This window comes from Streptomyces sp. NPDC006743 (assembly GCF_040703815.1).
In the GTDB taxonomy this organism is placed as follows: domain Bacteria; phylum Actinomycetota; class Actinomycetes; order Streptomycetales; family Streptomycetaceae; genus Streptomyces.
This window is the reverse complement of the sequence record NZ_JBEYJA010000072.1, coordinates 1-14,680: the sequence shown is the minus strand read 5'-3', so window position 1 is coordinate 14,680 and position 14,680 is coordinate 1. Positions and strand designations below refer to the sequence as shown.

14 protein-coding genes are annotated in these 14,680 nt (G+C 68.1%); 9 read left to right on the top strand and 5 right to left on the bottom strand.

Going from position 1 to position 14,680, the window contains the following annotated elements; genetic code table 11:
- Nucleotides 1-6: 6 nt before the first annotated feature.
- From ABZ719_RS34245 to ABZ719_RS34235, 3 genes are all read right to left on the bottom strand, one after another.
- A complete protein-coding gene (locus ABZ719_RS34245; protein ID WP_366729065.1) occupies nt 7-4,698 on the bottom strand; it encodes a caspase family protein in 4,692 nt (1,563 codons plus the stop codon).
- Nucleotides 4,699-4,721: 23 nt separating this feature from the next.
- Entirely contained in the window at nt 4,722-5,093 is a 372-nt protein-coding gene (locus ABZ719_RS34240; protein WP_366729064.1) for a hypothetical protein, read from the bottom strand.
- A gap of 551 nt (nt 5,094-5,644) precedes the next feature.
- Nucleotides 5,645-6,460: a coenzyme F420-0:L-glutamate ligase gene (locus ABZ719_RS34235; RefSeq protein ID WP_366729063.1), complete on the bottom strand. Its 816-nt coding sequence runs from the start codon at nt 6,458-6,460 to the stop codon at nt 5,645-5,647.
- Between the two features lie 381 nt (nt 6,461-6,841).
- Here ABZ719_RS34235 and ABZ719_RS34230 point away from each other — a divergent pair, with 381 nt between their 5' ends.
- From ABZ719_RS34230 to ABZ719_RS34190, 9 genes are all read left to right on the top strand, one after another.
- Nucleotides 6,842-7,072 (top strand): hypothetical protein, encoded by a 231-nt coding sequence (locus ABZ719_RS34230; protein ID WP_366729062.1) that lies wholly within the window; start codon nt 6,842-6,844, stop codon nt 7,070-7,072.
- Nucleotides 7,050-7,562 carry a DUF6879 family protein gene (locus ABZ719_RS34225; RefSeq protein WP_366729061.1) on the top strand — a complete coding sequence of 171 codons (513 nt, stop codon included), beginning with the start codon at nt 7,050-7,052 and terminating at the stop codon, nt 7,560-7,562. Before ABZ719_RS34230 ends, ABZ719_RS34225 begins: the two co-directional genes overlap by 23 nt.
- Before the next feature lie 23 nt (nt 7,563-7,585).
- On the top strand, nt 7,586-8,431 hold the full coding sequence (locus tag ABZ719_RS34220) for a helix-turn-helix transcriptional regulator (RefSeq protein WP_366729060.1): 846 nt from the start codon (nt 7,586-7,588) through the stop codon (nt 8,429-8,431).
- Nucleotides 8,432-8,526: 95 nt separating this feature from the next.
- Nucleotides 8,527-8,910 carry a hypothetical protein gene (locus ABZ719_RS34215; RefSeq protein WP_366729059.1) on the top strand — a complete coding sequence of 128 codons (384 nt, stop codon included), beginning with the start codon at nt 8,527-8,529 and terminating at the stop codon, nt 8,908-8,910.
- A complete protein-coding gene (locus ABZ719_RS34210; protein WP_366729058.1) occupies nt 8,907-9,446 on the top strand; it encodes an NUDIX hydrolase in 540 nt (179 codons plus the stop codon). The genes ABZ719_RS34215 and ABZ719_RS34210 overlap by 4 nt, the downstream gene beginning before the upstream one ends.
- A gap of 396 nt (nt 9,447-9,842) precedes the next feature.
- The gene (gene dapF / locus ABZ719_RS34205) at nt 9,843-10,658 is read left to right on the top strand and encodes a diaminopimelate epimerase (protein ID WP_366729057.1); all 816 of its coding nucleotides are present in this window, start codon (nt 9,843-9,845) and stop codon (nt 10,656-10,658) included.
- Nucleotides 10,655-11,746: an ATP-grasp domain-containing protein gene (locus ABZ719_RS34200; protein WP_366729056.1), complete on the top strand. Its 1,092-nt coding sequence runs from the start codon at nt 10,655-10,657 to the stop codon at nt 11,744-11,746. Before dapF ends, ABZ719_RS34200 begins: the two co-directional genes overlap by 4 nt.
- A gap of 36 nt (nt 11,747-11,782) precedes the next feature.
- Nucleotides 11,783-12,319 carry a C39 family peptidase gene (locus tag ABZ719_RS34195; protein ID WP_366729055.1) on the top strand — a complete coding sequence of 179 codons (537 nt, stop codon included), beginning with the start codon at nt 11,783-11,785 and terminating at the stop codon, nt 12,317-12,319.
- The gene (locus ABZ719_RS34190) at nt 12,306-12,686 is read left to right on the top strand and encodes a UDP-N-acetylmuramoylalanyl-D-glutamate--2,6-diaminopimelate ligase (RefSeq protein WP_366729054.1); all 381 of its coding nucleotides are present in this window, start codon (nt 12,306-12,308) and stop codon (nt 12,684-12,686) included. Before ABZ719_RS34195 ends, ABZ719_RS34190 begins: the two co-directional genes overlap by 14 nt.
- 126 nt (nt 12,687-12,812) lie before the next feature.
- Here ABZ719_RS34190 and ABZ719_RS34185 read toward each other — a convergent pair whose 3' ends face one another.
- Nucleotides 12,813-14,027: a tyrosine-type recombinase/integrase gene (locus ABZ719_RS34185; protein ID WP_366729053.1), complete on the bottom strand. Its 1,215-nt coding sequence runs from the start codon at nt 14,025-14,027 to the stop codon at nt 12,813-12,815.
- Nucleotides 14,028-14,065: 38 nt separating this feature from the next.
- Nucleotides 14,066-14,452 (bottom strand): helix-turn-helix domain-containing protein, encoded by a 387-nt coding sequence (locus ABZ719_RS34180; protein ID WP_366729052.1) that lies wholly within the window; start codon nt 14,450-14,452, stop codon nt 14,066-14,068.
- Nucleotides 14,453-14,680 lie beyond the last annotated feature (228 nt).

Below are 14,680 nucleotides of genomic sequence, written 5' to 3'. Positions count from 1 at the left end.
CGGCCACTAGCCGAAGGTGCTGCGCAGCCTCTTCACGCTGAGCCGCCCGTCGTTCACGGTGTGGTCCGCCACGAAGTCCAGCAGCGTGCGCCCCAGGTCGGCGCAGGAGCCGGTATACCCCTGGTCCAACTCGAGTGCTTGGGCGGCGTACTCTCCCCACACCAGGTGGGCGAGCGCCAGGACACGGCCCTGGGACAGCGCGAGAGCGACCCGGCTCTCCCAGTCACCCGGGTCGAGCCATACCGCCGCGTTGAGGCAGGCCCATGCCCGTACGAGGCGGTTCCTCACGAGCTCTTTGCTCTCCGCTGTAGCCGGAAAGGTGAGCCAGGAATCCCCCGGTTCCCGGGGTTTCCGCGGAAGGGGAACAAAGTCGCACAGCCGTTCCGCCTGCTCCAGATGGAAGAGGGCCAGTTGCCGCACCGTCTCAACCGTGGCGCCGAGGTCGGTCAAGGCAGCGGTGCAGGAGCTGCGTTCGCTTTCCGTGGTGGCCTGACCCAGATCCGTCAGCGCTGCCGCAAGCTGCAAGAAGCCGGCCTGTTCCGCCGAGGTGAGCAGGCTGTCCAGCTCAGCGGGGATCCCCGTCAGTGAGGGATCCGGCGACGGGCTGAACGCGCACGCCGCACGGAGGCGCAGCACCTCGCCCCAGTGTCCCGGCGCAGACTTCGCAGACTCCGCGAGCTCCCGGTGCGCGGTCTCCAGGAGGCGGCTCCGCTGCGGTCCGGGGCCGGTCCTCCACAGTCCTGCCCGGAGCAGGGCGTCCGCGCGCAGCAGAAGCAATTCCCGCCTCTTGTACTCAGGCATGACCTTGCGCCTGGGATCCGTCCTCCGGGCGGCGTCGGCGAAGTTCCAGGCGGCCATGTCGTCCTTGGCCTTGATCGTCAGGAACTCGTACTGCGGTGGTGGCTGCCGTCCTTCGGTCACGGAGTAGATTTGGCGGAACGTCCCGTTCGGGATCTCTCTCCCGGAGATCGCAGCCAGCTCGTGCAGGAAGCGGCGTTCCAGGGAGTGGTGCGCCCTGAACCAGGTGTTGGACTCCCCATAACTCTCGGCGAACGACCGCACCCTGGCCTGACGGGCCGCGTGAACGGCACGCAACTTCTGCTCGAGCTCTGGCTCCGGCACCGAAGCCAGAGGGCACGGCCACGGCAGGACGAGCGGGGAGTCCGTCTCGGCGAGCAGTTCCTGGCCCACGAGTACGGACCAAGTGCCGGGCTCCCTCTTGTCGGCGGCCCGCCCGACCGCGGCCGTCCACCTCCTGAACGCCGGGCCCGCGGCGTCCCGCAGTGACTCGGACCAGACCCGCTGGGACAGCATGGTGGTCACTGTGAGCCAGCTGCGCAGCACCATCCAGTCCGGGTCGGCGTCCAGCGACCGGTCCAGGCCGGCCTTCACCTCACGCAAGTCCCTCAGCACCTCCCGGTGCATACCCAGGGACTCCTTGTCGAGGACACCGGCTGTGAGGAGGAGCGCCCTGAAGATCCACTCGTCCCTGTCCGACCCCGGAACCAGCGAGCCGGACGCCTCGATGTCTCCCAGCACCTCCAGCCAATCCCTCCGGAGCAGCGAGGAACGTGCCGAGATGAGGGAGTTCATCACCTGGCTGGCCGCCCGCCAGCGGGTGACCGGGACCAGGCCCTCCGCGGGGCCGTGCGGGTCATAGGTCAGGAGGTGTTTCATCAGGCATCCGAGTGTCGCCGCGGCCGTCTTCTGGCCGATGACGGCTTCCAGCGTCTCCTCGAACTGCTGCCCCATGCCCACTTGGGCGGACTCCGTCATGATCCGGATGGCTTCGACCAGGTGCCAGGCCTTCCTCTCCGGGGCGTCACCGACGCGCGCCTCGAGCAGATGCAACTGATGGCACAGACGCGCGAGCCCGTCACTCGGCGACGCCTTGATCGAGTCGTCGATACTGTCGATCAGCAGCGCCACCGACCGAGCGATCCGCCGCAGGACGTCGTGGTCGTCGGTGAGCTGAACCGTCTGCAGACCCCAGCCGGCCAGGGCGAGGACCCTGCTCACGTGCCCCGCTCGGAAGTCGAGGCTGAAGTCGTCGGCGAGTCGGTCCAGCACGTAGGTCCGGAACTCGCAGACCTCCTCAACGGCGTCCAGTTGCCGCGCGCAGAGCAGAGTGAGGCGGTCCAGCGTGTTGATCTCGGTGTGGTCGATGCCCTGCGTCCGGCGGAGCTCTTCCTCGAGATGAAGCAGGGCCTCCGACAGGTTCTCGCGCATCCCCGGCGTGTGGGCGGGCAGGCGCGAGAGCACGTTGAGCTGTGCGATGCCGAGCTGGACGGCAGGGAACGCGCCCCGGGTACGGATCGGCGACTTGCTCCGCAGCCGGCCCAGACCGGCCTGGGTCTCCTTCAGGTCGACCGGAAGGAAAGGGGTGTCGACGGACTGCGCCAGCAGGTGGGTGATGAGGATGGACCGCGTCTCGGACCATTCCGCGAGGCGTGACCGCGAAAGGCCCGGGAACTCCAGTTCGTCCAGTTCGTTGAGGGCACGTTCCAGGACGCCCACCGTCTGGAACTCGTCAGCTGCTCGCCGGCTGTGGTCCGCGGGGGGGCCGGCCAGTTCCGGGCTCTGCCGCGCGCCGAACTGATGCATGTGGGCGAGCAGATCCGCAGACGCCTTGCCGATGAGCTGGTCGACCTCCGCCTCGTCGACCTGCACAGCGCCGAGAAGCACGTCGGGAACCCGGTTCTCCCCGTACCGGTCGTGGGGGGAGAACTGGAGCCGTCTGCGGATTTCCCGGAGCGCGTCCTGGGCCACCGAGCCGACCGTCACCTCCAGCGGGCTACCGCCGGGGACAGTGTCCACCAGGACTCCGGATGTCCGCAGCCAGTCCACGACCCCCTGGAGGGGCTTCAGTGCGACCGGCAGTTCGTCCACCACAAGTGGGGGCGCGCCCAGCTGGACCCAGGCCAGCAGAATGGCGAGAGCGCCTGGCTCGGACCCCTCCCGGAGCCGGCAGCCGGATTCGATCAGCACCGGCTCGATCACGTAGTGGGTCGCCCGCCTGATCTCCTTGCCGAGGCCGGCGCTGTCCGGCTGCTCGTTGAGGAGACTCATACGCGCCCCCAGGGCGGCGACGGCCTGCATCAGCACCACCGGACGAAGGGTTATCGTGTCGTCGCCGGCCAGCCGCAGCGCTTCGTCCGGATCCGGGCCGGTGATGCCGTGCTCGTCCAGAAGCTGACGGATGAGTTCGGCGGCCTCCCCCCGCTCCAGGCCGGGTACGGGCACCGCCGCGACAGGTATCAGTTGGCCGTTGCCGGTCACGCCTCCCGCGTTGCGGGCCGCGACCAGCAGGACCAGTGCATCCCGGAACAGCGGGTAGGCGAGCAGCAGTTCCAGGTCCTCGTAGACCTTGCGCAGGTCGGTCCTGGTGGCGCGGAGGGTGATGTACAGGACCATCGGCCGGCCGTCGGCGCGACGGGCGAGTTCCGCCACCGCGCGCTCACGGGCGTCGGCGAAGTGCGCGGTGGTCAGTTCCAGGTTGGTGGTGTCGTCCCTGGTCACTCCCAGGGCGAGTTGCAGCGACCGCAGGGCCGGGACCGGACTGTCGTACCGGATCAGGTCAAGGTCGAGCCGCAGTACGTAAGGGTCCTGGGGCAGGGCGGTGCGCACACCTTCGGGTGCGCCCAGAAAGCTCTCGGTGAGGACCTTCTTCCCCACGCCCGGTTCCCCGGTCACCGGCACCACGGCACCGGACCGGGAACGGTCCTGGAGCAGGGCGAACTGCTTCGGCCGGGGAAGGACCGGACGGCCGGTCCGCCGGTAGTCCCAGGGCCACTTCAGCCCCGTGGGAGCGGGAGACTCCTGCTGGGCAGGCTTGGCGCCGGCCTCCTTCGGCGCCGCGGCCGGGGAACCCTGGGCGGGCTCTGGTCCGGTGGTGGCGGTGGCCACGGCCTTCGGCGCCAGGTTGGGAAGCCAGGGCATGTGCCGGATCCCGCCGGGCGACAGGAGCGGTTCAGGTACGTACTTGTCGGCGTCGACGAGTCCGAGGTTGCTGTTGTGGTCTTCGGCCTGCTTCTTGATCAGGAGACCGAGAGTGTCGAGGCTCAGGTGGGAGTCTTTCGGCGGAGCCAGTTCGGTGACGGCCCTGACCAGCGCGTTGGTGAAGAAGCTGGGACCGTCCTCCACCGGCGATCTGGCCAGCTTGTCCTTGTCGGCGGCGACCAGCAGGGCGACCTTCTCCACCGCCCCGGGCTGCTGCAGTTCGGCGCGGACGTGGTCGATCGCCGCGCCGGCATGGCAGCAGTCGAGGATCACGATGACGTGATCGGCAGGGAACTTCGCGGCTTGCAGGGTGTGGGCGACGTCGCTGAAGGCCAGGCTGCCGCTCTTCGTCTCCACCGACGTCGTGTGACTCAGCGCCAGGTGGAGCCCTTGCTCGCCGAGGGGGTAACCGTGTCCTGAGAAGTAGACCAGGAAGAGGTCCATCTGCTCCGGAGAACGCGCCGCCGTGTTCTCCAGCGCCATGAGGACGTCGTCGGGTCGCAACGGCCCGTTCTGGGAGCTGAGCCGCACACAGTTGCGACTGGGGAGGCCCCAGCTCTGCAGCAGATCGCTTACGGCGTCGAGGCTGTGCAGGACCGAGGGCAGGTTGTCCAGCCCCGGGCTGTGCGAGTACTCGTGGCAGCCGATGAGCACGGCACGGGATCGCTGCGGGTCGAACGGTCTGGGCTGGCTGGTCATCAACGGCCCTCTTCCGGACGGACTCAGCTGCCCGGTCGGTCTGTCACTTCCTCGTCAGCGTCCTTCAGAAGCTCCGCGATGGACTCCCGCATGCGTCGGTCGAGCTTCGTCGCCTCCACCCGCACGGTGCGCCTGCCGTTGGACACGGTCCAGGTGCTGGTCCGCCCGAGACGCGCCTCCAGCCAGATGAGGAAGGCGGTGAGTGCTTCTTCGATCACCTTCGGGTGCTGAGAGGCGAACGCGAGTCCCTCGTCCAGCAGGCCCATGTCCCCTGGCGCGCTGGGCCTCTTGATGATCTCGGCCGTGAAGTCCGGCCTGCCGACCTGCCGGTTGACAGCGTCCTGGAGCGAGGAAAGGTCCTCCGAGCCGTCAACACAGACCAGACTGATGCGCACAGCCGGACCCCCCTTGTGTCACCGATGCAAGTACGCGCGAGTATAGCGGCGCCGCTCGGATCCCCGCCGCGTCTGCATGCCCCTCCCCGCCCGCCCCCGGCTGCCCATCGCCCACTGGCAGTTCTGCACGGACCACGGTCCCACCACAAACACGAAGGGGACGCCGCTGCGCCAGCATCCGGAAGCGGCCCGACGGTAATCGGTGGGCCCGCTACCGCGACCTCGGCGGCAAGGAGCACGCCCGTCACTTCGGACGCAAGATCGCGGCAACAAGCCCTGTGACGTACAGGAGACAACCGCCCGATACAAGGGCCTCGTGCCGGTCGTCGCCGCGACCGCACCCCCGTGTGGCCCGACTCCGAGGAGCGGACCGGGCCGCCGTCGACAAGGCGTACGCGGACCCTTCCGCCGATGACCAGCCGCAGGCCGGCGAAGCGGCGCAGCCGCTCCCCCGCGTGCCGGACCCATCCAGCACGCCACGGACACTCCGCGGACCGCGAAGGCCGCCCAACCCGCTCCTGCGCAGGTCAGACGGCCTTTCGCCGAACGTATTAGACGTTGAAGCGGAACGTCTGACCCAGCGCTGTCACCTGCGGAAACGACTCTTTCGAGCCGGTCATCCCAGCACCATCCCAGCACGGGGTCTGGTGGTGGAGCATCGCGGCCACGCCCTCGTCGCTGGAGTCGTAGGAGATGCCGCGTAGGACCGCGACCGGGGCGCCACGGCCGCGCTGGCCGAGGATGATCCCGGCTGCCGCGGCGATGAGGTCGGTGAAGGTCTCCTCCTGCCGTTGGCCGCCGTGCTCCGTCACCCGCAGGGGCGCCACGCCTGCCGCGCCGATGGAGATGACGGTGGCGCCGCGGCGGTCAGCCCGGCCGTCGGAGTCCGCGATGACCACGGCCACGGTGGCGCCGGAATAGGTAGTCAGGGCGTCGCGCAGGGAGCGGGCGGAAGCGTCGGGGTCTGCGGGCAGCAGCCAGGCGCCTTCGGTGCCGGCCCGGTCGATCGCAGCGGAGGTGAGCTGGTAGCCGAGCGTGTGGCGGGCGGTGATCGGCCCCTTTTCGGTGGCCAGGAAGTGCTCGGTGGAGGAGTCGAGGATCAGTTGCACGATCTCGGCGGGCTTGCCCGTCTTGGCGGACAGGGCGAGGGCCTCGGGGCCGGGGGTGACGTCGGCCAGGTCGACGTACCGCTTCTCCGCCACGGACACGGCCTTGCTGGCGACGACGACGATGTCCCCGTCCTGCAGTTCGGTGCCGGTGCGGCTGAGGACACCGGTGATGGTGCCGGCGAGATCGTCGCCCGGCTGGAGTTCGGGGAAGGGCTCCAGGGCGAAGGCGGAGAAGCCTGAGGTCGGGGCGGCGGTCATCGGCGGGCTCCTGCGGCGGTGAGGCTGGCGGTGTGCAGGCGGGTATGCGCAGTGGCGAGTATCCCGGCCCGCTGCCGGGGCGCGGCGTACTGTCCGGTGGTGAGCCAGTTGGTCACACGGCGGAGGTAGTGCGGTGGCCGGAGTGTTCCGCGAGACATTCCTCGGTTCCGTTCACAAGAGCCTCGTCGCCGACGACTCGGCGGCGGTCGAATCCGGCCACTTCTGGAGTGCGGCGGCCGGTCCTCTCCTCGTCACCCTGAGCCCTGCGGCATAAAGTCACCTCGCCGATCCCTGGCAAGTTCGGGCAAGTTCCTCGCCTCTCCGTGACGGTGCGGGCAAGCTCTGGCACAGCATTCGTTACCGGCACCGGAGGTGGTCATCATGGCCCTGATCAAGCTCGGTAAGGACCCAGAGAGCCCCAGCGGCGGTTCCCCCACCGTCTACCTCGACGACGAGAAGGACACCTACCTCGTGCAGGGGTGGAAGGTGGAGGACATCGAGCGGCTGAGGCAGATGGACATCCCCGGCCACGAGACGGTGGTGGAGATCCCCCGGCGCATGGTGCAGTTCTTCCAGGAGGTGAAGCAGGGTGACGAGGACCCCGGCGTTTGAGGAGCTGTTTCGTGACTGCCAGAGGACTGCCGTCCATCTGGAGATGCGCGACGCCTACATGAAGTCGGACCCGGCCTTCATCGACTGGAAGGCCGGTCAGACCTTCGACCCTGCCGAGCGCTGGGCCGACTGGCACGCGATCGTCACGGAGGCGACCGGGCGAGGCGTGGAGGTCCGACGTGCCCGTATCGTCTCCACGCCGGTCAGCGAGTACATCCGCTTCGAGTACGACGTGACGGACGGGCTGAACATCGCTGCCGGCGAATCCGTGCGCTGGCTGTCGCGGCGGACCGCCACCGACCTCGCCCTTCCGGGCAATGACTTCTGGCTGTTCGACTCCTCGCTCGTCCTCGTCAACCACTTCGACGGTGAGGGTGAGACGCTGGAGCTGGAGCTGACGGAAGACCCGGAGGTGGCGAAGCTCTGCGAGTCGGCCTTCGAGGCCGTGTGGAAGCGGGCGACGCCGCACGCCGAGTTCAAGTTGGCCTGACGGCCTGATCCGCGCCCCCGCACATGACATCGCCATCTTCGAGCGTCCAGGAAGCCCGCAAGGCGCTCGGGAAACGCCTCGCCGAGATCCGGGAAGGAGCCGGACTCACCAAGCGAGCGCTGGCCCAGAGACTGGGCTGGCACGAGTCGAAGGCTTCGCGCTTCGAGAGAGGCACCCGTGCCCCCTCGGAGCGCGACCTTCGTGATTGGTGCAGGGCCTGTGGCGCGGAAGGCGAGGCGGAGGATCTCATCTCGACCGCCCGCGGCATCGAGGGCATGTATGTCCAGTGGCGCGATATGGAACGAGACGGTCTGGAGTTTGCGCAGAAGTCCGTTCTTCCGCTCTGGGAGCGCACCCAGCGATTCCGTATTTACTCGCCTTGGCTCATCCCTGGCCCTGTGCAGACGGCTTCCTATATCAACGCGCTGTTGACTTCCATTCGTGACCGCCGAGGACTCGTCGACGACGTGCCAGAGGCCGTCAAGGTGCGCGTGGAGAAACAGAAGATCGTGTACGGGCCTCACCAGTTCGCCATCCTTCTCGAGGAAAGCGCCCTGCGGTACCGCATCGGCGGCACCGACGTGATGGCGGGCCAGCTCGGCTATCTCCTGAGCGCTATGGCACTGCCCTCGGTGAGCATCGGCATCATCCCCCAGAACGCCGACCGCTCGGGCCTCTGGCCCGTCGAGGGCTTCTTCCTGTACGACGACGACACGGTGAACGTCGAGCTGGTTTCGGCTCACCTCACGATCGTGGCCAAGCACGAACTTGCCATGTATGCCAGAACGTTCAGCGAGCTATACACACTTGCCGTCCACGGCCCGGCCGCACGTGAACTCATCACGGCAGCCATCGAATCTCTCGGGTGAACGTCTGGCAAGTATGGGCACACTCCTGGAGCCCCGCCCTTCCTTCTTCCTAGCTTTATGGGCACGGCGAAAGGCGTGCTCCGGAGGGGCCAGTGATGTTGATGGCAAGTACGGGCAAGGCAAGGAATTCGGTCGGGGAACCCGAGGCAGGCGTCGAGATCAGCGTCGCGGAGATTACCTCGCTGACCGACACCGCTCTCGGCTTTCGGCTGGGCACCACGACCCGTGAGCAGTTGGACTGCTACGTGCCGAGACTTGCCAGGGAGCTGAGTCGGCTCCTCGGCAAGGATTTGGGAGCCGACGAGGACCCCGGCGTGCAGCAGCTCGTCCGCAAGGCGCGGGAGATGATCGATCTCACGGCCCGCCCGACCGTCGACACCCCCACGTTCGGCACCTTCTTCTACCTCCGCGAACTCGCCAACCTGTCGCGCCGGCTCCTGTGGGTCTACGCCACCCGGAACGAGCTGGGGGCACCGTGAGCGTCAGGGAAGACCAGATCATCCGGGAGCTGTCCCACTACATCCACGAACACCCCGACGAACAACAGCCTCTGATGCCGGTCTACGACGCGGTGGTGGACCACTCGCGGCGCCAGGCTTGCACGCACGAGCAGCGGTGCCCGCTCGTGATGACGGGAGCCGTCGTCGATGAACAGGCTCGCGTACTGTGCCTGCAGCACGAGGGCGGCTACGCACTCGCCGAGGCCGAGCCGGAGGAGCGGGACGCCACTCTGAGCGAGGCGGCCCTGCGCCTGCTGGCCGAGCAGGTCGGCACCCGGGACGTATGGGCACAACCCGGCGCCGAAGGTCCGTTCCTGGTCGACGTGACCGGGCCGGGACACCACAGGTACGGACGCCGCCTTCGGGTCGGCATCCGCTACTTCTTCCGGGCCCACTCCGGCGCCGTCCTTCCCTCCGTGATCGAAATGGGCGCAGCGGCCTGGCGGCCTCTCTCCGACATCGACATGCCGGCACTGCGCAGCCGCGTCGAGCGCCACCTGATGGGAACGGAATGAGCCCCCGTAACCAGCAACTCGCCACATCGCGTCCTTCGTCGCGATGGGAGGCGCACTGCTGCGCGGCATCTGGAGGAGCTGCATGTATCGAAACCGAAGCGCACCGACGGCCGGCGCAGTACGGCCCGGACCGCCCCCTCCGCCCTTCGGGACCGTCGAAGAGTTCAAGCAGCCCTGGGACGTTCGCATCGGCGACTTCCTCCTTCTCGGCCACCAGTACCAGCGCATCCGGGACATGAGGGCCGCCGGCAGCTCCGCCCGCGTCCTGCACTTCGCCGGACGCCCTCCTCTCGTCATGCGCACTGGCCGGTCCGTCTTCCGGCCGGTCACATACCGCTGATCTCGCACGCTCGGGCCTCGCACCCCTCTCCACCTCCCACCACGAGGAGCTTCGCCATGCCCATGCGCTTCCGGAAGATCCACGGAGCGGGCAACGACTTCATCCTGTTCACGAATCCCGAACCCAGAGACGACGCCGCCTGGGCGAAGGAAGCGGAACGCCTGTGCGCCAGGCGAACCGGCGTGGGCGCTGACGGCCTGGTCGTCAGTCGCGTCACCGACGACCGCCCCTCCGTGTACGAAGTGCGGTGCTTCAATGCGGACGGCTCGATCGCGACCATGTGCGGCAACGCGCTGCGCTGCGCGGCGTGGGCGGCCCAGCACGACGACGGGCTCAACGTGAAGAGGCGCCTCAGGCTGCGCATGGCGGGCGTCATGCACGAGGCCGTCGTCGATCCGGCGTCCGTCTGGGTCACGGCTCAGGTGAACTCCATCCAGCCCCGCGTCTTGCAGACGGTCATCAACGGTCAGCCGACGTGGTTCGACAGCGTGCACACCGGCACCGAGCACGTCGTCGCCGTCGTGAGTGACGTGGACGCCATCGCCACGGAAACCGTCGGCCGGGCCATCCGGTACCACGACAACGTCGCCCCACTCGGGACGAACGTCAACTTCGTCCAGCCCCTCGGCGGCCGGTCGCTCAAGATCCGCACCTACGAGCGCGGCGTCGAGGCCGAGACACTCTCCTGCGGCAGCGGAGCCGTCGCGGCGGTCGTCGCCGCAACCATGCGCGGGCTCGTCCCCAAGGGCGAGGTCACCGTCCACAACCGGGCCGGTGAGCCTCTCACCGTCCGGCCGCACGAGCGCCAGCCGAACCGGGCCGCATGGGTAGGCGGGCCGGTCACCTACACCTTCGAAGGGGTACTCGCATGACCGTCTTCCTCGACTCCAGCTCGACCCAGGCGGCACGCAAGGCCGCCGAGGAACTCCGTGAGTGGGGGCGCGGCCGGCGCGGCCTCGGCGTCGCCCTCGTCTACGGACCCGTGTCCGCAGAGGACAGGCTCTACCACTCGAAGTGCCCCGTCGAGCAGCGGTCCGTGACCGCCCTGGGCGAGGCGCTCGACGAGATCGGGGCGCGATGGAAGGTGCTGGACCCCACGGAGCCCGGCTTCATCAAGGAACTGGTCGGCTACGACGTGGCCCTCTCGAACCTGCACGGTCCGTACGGCGAGGACGGCCGTCTCCAGGGACTGCTCGACTACCTTCGCGTGCCCTACTGCGGCAGCGGGGTCCAGGCATCCGCGGTGGCCGCCGACAAGATCCTCTGCAAGCGGATCATGCTGTCCCTCGGTGTCCCCACGCCCGGCTGGCGGGTCTGGTCCGGCGGCCCGGTGAACTGGGGCAGCCGGGCCGTCATGGTCAAGCCACCCTTCGGCGGGTCCAGCGTGGGCATGAGCCTCGTCCGCGACGCGGCCGACCTGCCGCGCGCCCTCGCGGAGGCTGCCGGCGAATCCGGCGACGAAGTGCTCGTCGAGGACTACGTGATCGGCACCCCCGTGACCGTGGGCATGCTGGAGCTTCCAGGCGGCTCGGTCATCGTCTTCCCGCCACTGTCCACCGAGGCGACCGATGCCGAGTTCTACGACGCCGACACCAAGCTCGACGTGGACTCGAAGGGCGCCGTCACCGTCCGCGCCGCCGAGCTGGAGCCCGTCGCGATGAACCGAATCGCCAGGGACGCCCGAACGCTGTGGGACGGGATCGGGCTGCGCGGTTCGGCACGCATCGACTTCATCGTCACCGAGGAGGGCGGCGCATACGTGCTGGAGGTCAACAGCACGCCCGGCATGTCGCGTGACAGCAACTTCGCGGCCGGGGCGGCGATGGTCGGACTCACGCATACGGACTGCGTTCTGGCCATGCTGCACGAGGCTCTGGCCCGTCCGCCATACGATGTCCCCCTGCCCACTCCCGCGTTCTCCAGCACCACGCTGACGCGGGAGGCTGCCGTCTCTGCGTAGGAGCCTGCCGCTGTGCCGCGCGTCCACGAAGTCCCCATGTGCCGACAGCTCATCGACCCCGCCGAGTGGGACCTGCACGGCGGGTGGGCGCTCGGAGACAGGCTCGAATGGTCCAACCGGGCGTGCGGCCTGGCATCCCTCAGGATGATCCTGCGCGCCTACGGGTGCGAGGCGCCCACGGTGACGGAACTCCTGAAACTCGCGGTGAAGCACGAAGTGCTGACCCCTCGTGGAGCACTCCACGCGGGGATCGCGAACCTGGCCACGGAGCTGGGAGTGCCCGCCGTGGCGGAACCCGTACCCGTCCAAGAGCTGCTCGGCCGCCTCGACGACGCCCCGCTCATCGTGTCGGTGACCGAGCAGTTCCCCGAGGACGGCCGTTCAGGCGGCCACCTCGTCATCCTTCGCGGCTACGAGGACGCCCCCGACCCGCTGATCCTCTTCCGAGACCCGTCAGCGTGGGGCCAGACGCACGATCGCGTCCCGCTCAGTCGCCTGTCCCATTCCTACACCGGACGCGCGATCACCTTCGCGCCCCTGACCCCGACGGAGAGTGCCGATGACCGAGGCTGACGGCGAAACGGCTCAGGCCGCAGGCGGTCGCAGGATCGCCGCACTCGGAGAAATGCTGGAGCTGGGCGACGAGGCGGTGGAGGCTCACCGCGAGATCGGCCGCTTCGCGGCTGAGAGCGGAGTCGATCTCGTCGTAGCAGTCGGCGGAGACCTCGCCGAGCAGCTCGCCCTCGCGGCGGGCGCAGCGGGCGTACCCGAGGTGGCGATGGTGGGCGACAACAAGACCGCCGCTGCCTACCTTCACACGGTCATCAGGCCGGGCGACACCGTTCTCGTCAAGGCTTCGCGCGGCGGACAGCTCTGGCAGATCGCCCAGTCCCTCTCCGGCCAGACCGTCACGAACCTGTCCGGTCAGCCTGCGGACTGAGGTCGCCCTCAGCCGGGTCCTCGCTCTGGGCGTCGACCACCAACGACACGTCCTCGTCAGGCACCGCGCGAGCACTGAGTCGGCGGCGAGGGGGCGGGGCGGGCCGGACCCGGCACGGGCGATCACTCAGGCTGCGGACGCGAAGGCGGATTGCATGATGTCGCGGCATCGGTCCCATGACTCCGGGACCAGGTGCCCGTAGATGTCGACCGTGGTCTTGATCGACTTGTGGCCGAGCCAGCGCGAGACCTCGTGGATCGGGATGCCGGCCGCCAGTGCGGTCGAGGCGAAGAAGTGCCGCAACGAGTGGGGGTGGTACTTCGGTTTGCCCTCGGCGTCCACCAGCCCGGCCGCCACGCACGCCTTCCTGAAGTGGTACGCGTAGGTATTGGCGGTGGGCATGATGCCCTTTCCGCGCTCGCGGGGGGCGAAGAACACTTCGACCTGCCGCGTCTTCCCCGCTGCGGTCTGGAAGGTGAGCGGGACCGGCTTCCACAGTTGCTCGTGGGCGTCGATCTCGGCACAGAGGAAGCCTGCGGCGGGGATGTCGCGGTACTCGCCCTCCTCACGGTGCTTGAGGGGGACGAGGCGCGTCTTGCAGTCCTCGCGGTGAGCCTTCGAGCTGATCTGCCAGCGGATGCGGATTACGTCGTTTCGCAGGCAGCCGACGTGGAAGGCCAGGGCCTCGCTGACTCGAAGGCCGGCCCCGGCCTGGAGCCACACGGTCAGCTTGTACTGCGGAGACATGTGCTCGTGCAGCAGGCGGACCTCGGCCAAGGTGGGAATCTCGTCCTCGTCCACCGCATGGTTTCCGGGGGCGTTCTTCACCTCCTTGGTCGGGTCCTCCCGGATCCGCTTCTCCTCCTTCGCGGACCAGAAGATGTGCTTCACCATCTTCATCCGGTCATAGACCGTGCTGGCCGCCAGTTCCTTGGCGATGGCCGCCTTGAAGTGCTCGATGTCCCTCTTCGTGACCCCGGCGATCGTCTTGCGACCGAGCCTCGGTATGAGGTGGTTGTCGATGAAGCCCTTGTAATTCGCGTACGTGGACTCCGCGACGATTCGGCGGGCGAGCCAGTCCTCGGCGTAGGCGCGGACCGTGATCTTTCCCGCGTTGGGGTCGATATAGAGACCCTCGTCCTTGTCGGCCTCGAACCTTGCGGCGAAGGCGTCGGCTCCGTTCGGCCCGGTCTTCTTGTCGAAGGTCTTCTCCCGCTGACGCGCGGTCCTGCCGCCGGGCTCGCGATACCGCACGGTCCACGGGTGACCGCACCGGGGTTTCGTGCACGGATAGGTGGAGACCTTGGGGTCGGACTTGCAGCGCTGGAAAACAGTAGCCAAACAGAGCCTTTCGCGTCCTGAGGCCGACCAAGAAGCCTTTACCCATAGTGGTCTTCGAGGTAGGCGATGATGTCGCGCTCACGGAATCTCAGGAGACGCCCGACCTTCTGAGCCTTGAGTCCCCATGCCCGGTACTTGTTCTTGACGGTAATTTCACTGACCCTGAGCCACTCGGCCACCTCTTCCGGGGTCAGCAGTCGATTGCTCCCTCCAACGGTCAAGTCGCCACCTGCCCGCTCGCCCCGGCGAAGCCTCGGGTCCCAAAGAGCATTTGCATCACCCTCCAACGGCTGAGGTGCCGTTGCGGTTCTGCGACGGGCACCACGGTCATCTGTGCAGCAGAGGGCACGCCCTTCTCTCCATGCGAGTTGACGGCGTAACCCACTGCGTTCGCCATAACTCCGCCGCCGAGCGCGACCGAGCACGAACGCATCAATGGTCGCGACGATCGCCGGTTTGGCTAACCGGCGATCATGGTCTATGTTGCGCGCCGCGCCGGACGGAACCGAGCGTCACGGGCCGGCCGCAGCCAGGGAGCCAGCCGGAATGAGCACATCGCCTAGTAGTGCTTGGTCAGGTTGGTATCGGTTCTGGCATGTCGCGGTGACAGGTGGGACAGGCGCCGGTCCATACCGCGAGGAGTAGCTGCAGTT

What these genes read in the sequence shown, in the direction of transcription:
- dapF (WP_366729057.1), top strand. Translation starts at nt 9,843, where the DNA reads ATGCCCATGCGCTTCCGGAAGATCCACGGAGCGGGCAACGACTTCATC.
- ABZ719_RS34245 (WP_366729065.1), bottom strand. Translation starts at nt 4,698, where the DNA reads ATGACCAGCCAGCCCAGACCGTTCGACCCGCAGCGATCCCGTGCCGTG.
- ABZ719_RS34195 (WP_366729055.1), top strand. Translation starts at nt 11,783, where the DNA reads ATGTGCCGACAGCTCATCGACCCCGCCGAGTGGGACCTGCACGGCGGG.
- ABZ719_RS34190 (WP_366729054.1), top strand. Translation starts at nt 12,306, where the DNA reads ATGACCGAGGCTGACGGCGAAACGGCTCAGGCCGCAGGCGGTCGCAGG.
- ABZ719_RS34215 (WP_366729059.1), top strand. Translation starts at nt 8,527, where the DNA reads ATGTTGATGGCAAGTACGGGCAAGGCAAGGAATTCGGTCGGGGAACCC.
- ABZ719_RS34235 (WP_366729063.1), bottom strand. Translation starts at nt 6,460, where the DNA reads ATGACCGCCGCCCCGACCTCAGGCTTCTCCGCCTTCGCCCTGGAGCCC.
- ABZ719_RS34200 (WP_366729056.1), top strand. Translation starts at nt 10,655, where the DNA reads ATGACCGTCTTCCTCGACTCCAGCTCGACCCAGGCGGCACGCAAGGCC.
- ABZ719_RS34220 (WP_366729060.1), top strand. Translation starts at nt 7,586, where the DNA reads ATGACATCGCCATCTTCGAGCGTCCAGGAAGCCCGCAAGGCGCTCGGG.
- ABZ719_RS34230 (WP_366729062.1), top strand. Translation starts at nt 6,842, where the DNA reads ATGGCCCTGATCAAGCTCGGTAAGGACCCAGAGAGCCCCAGCGGCGGT.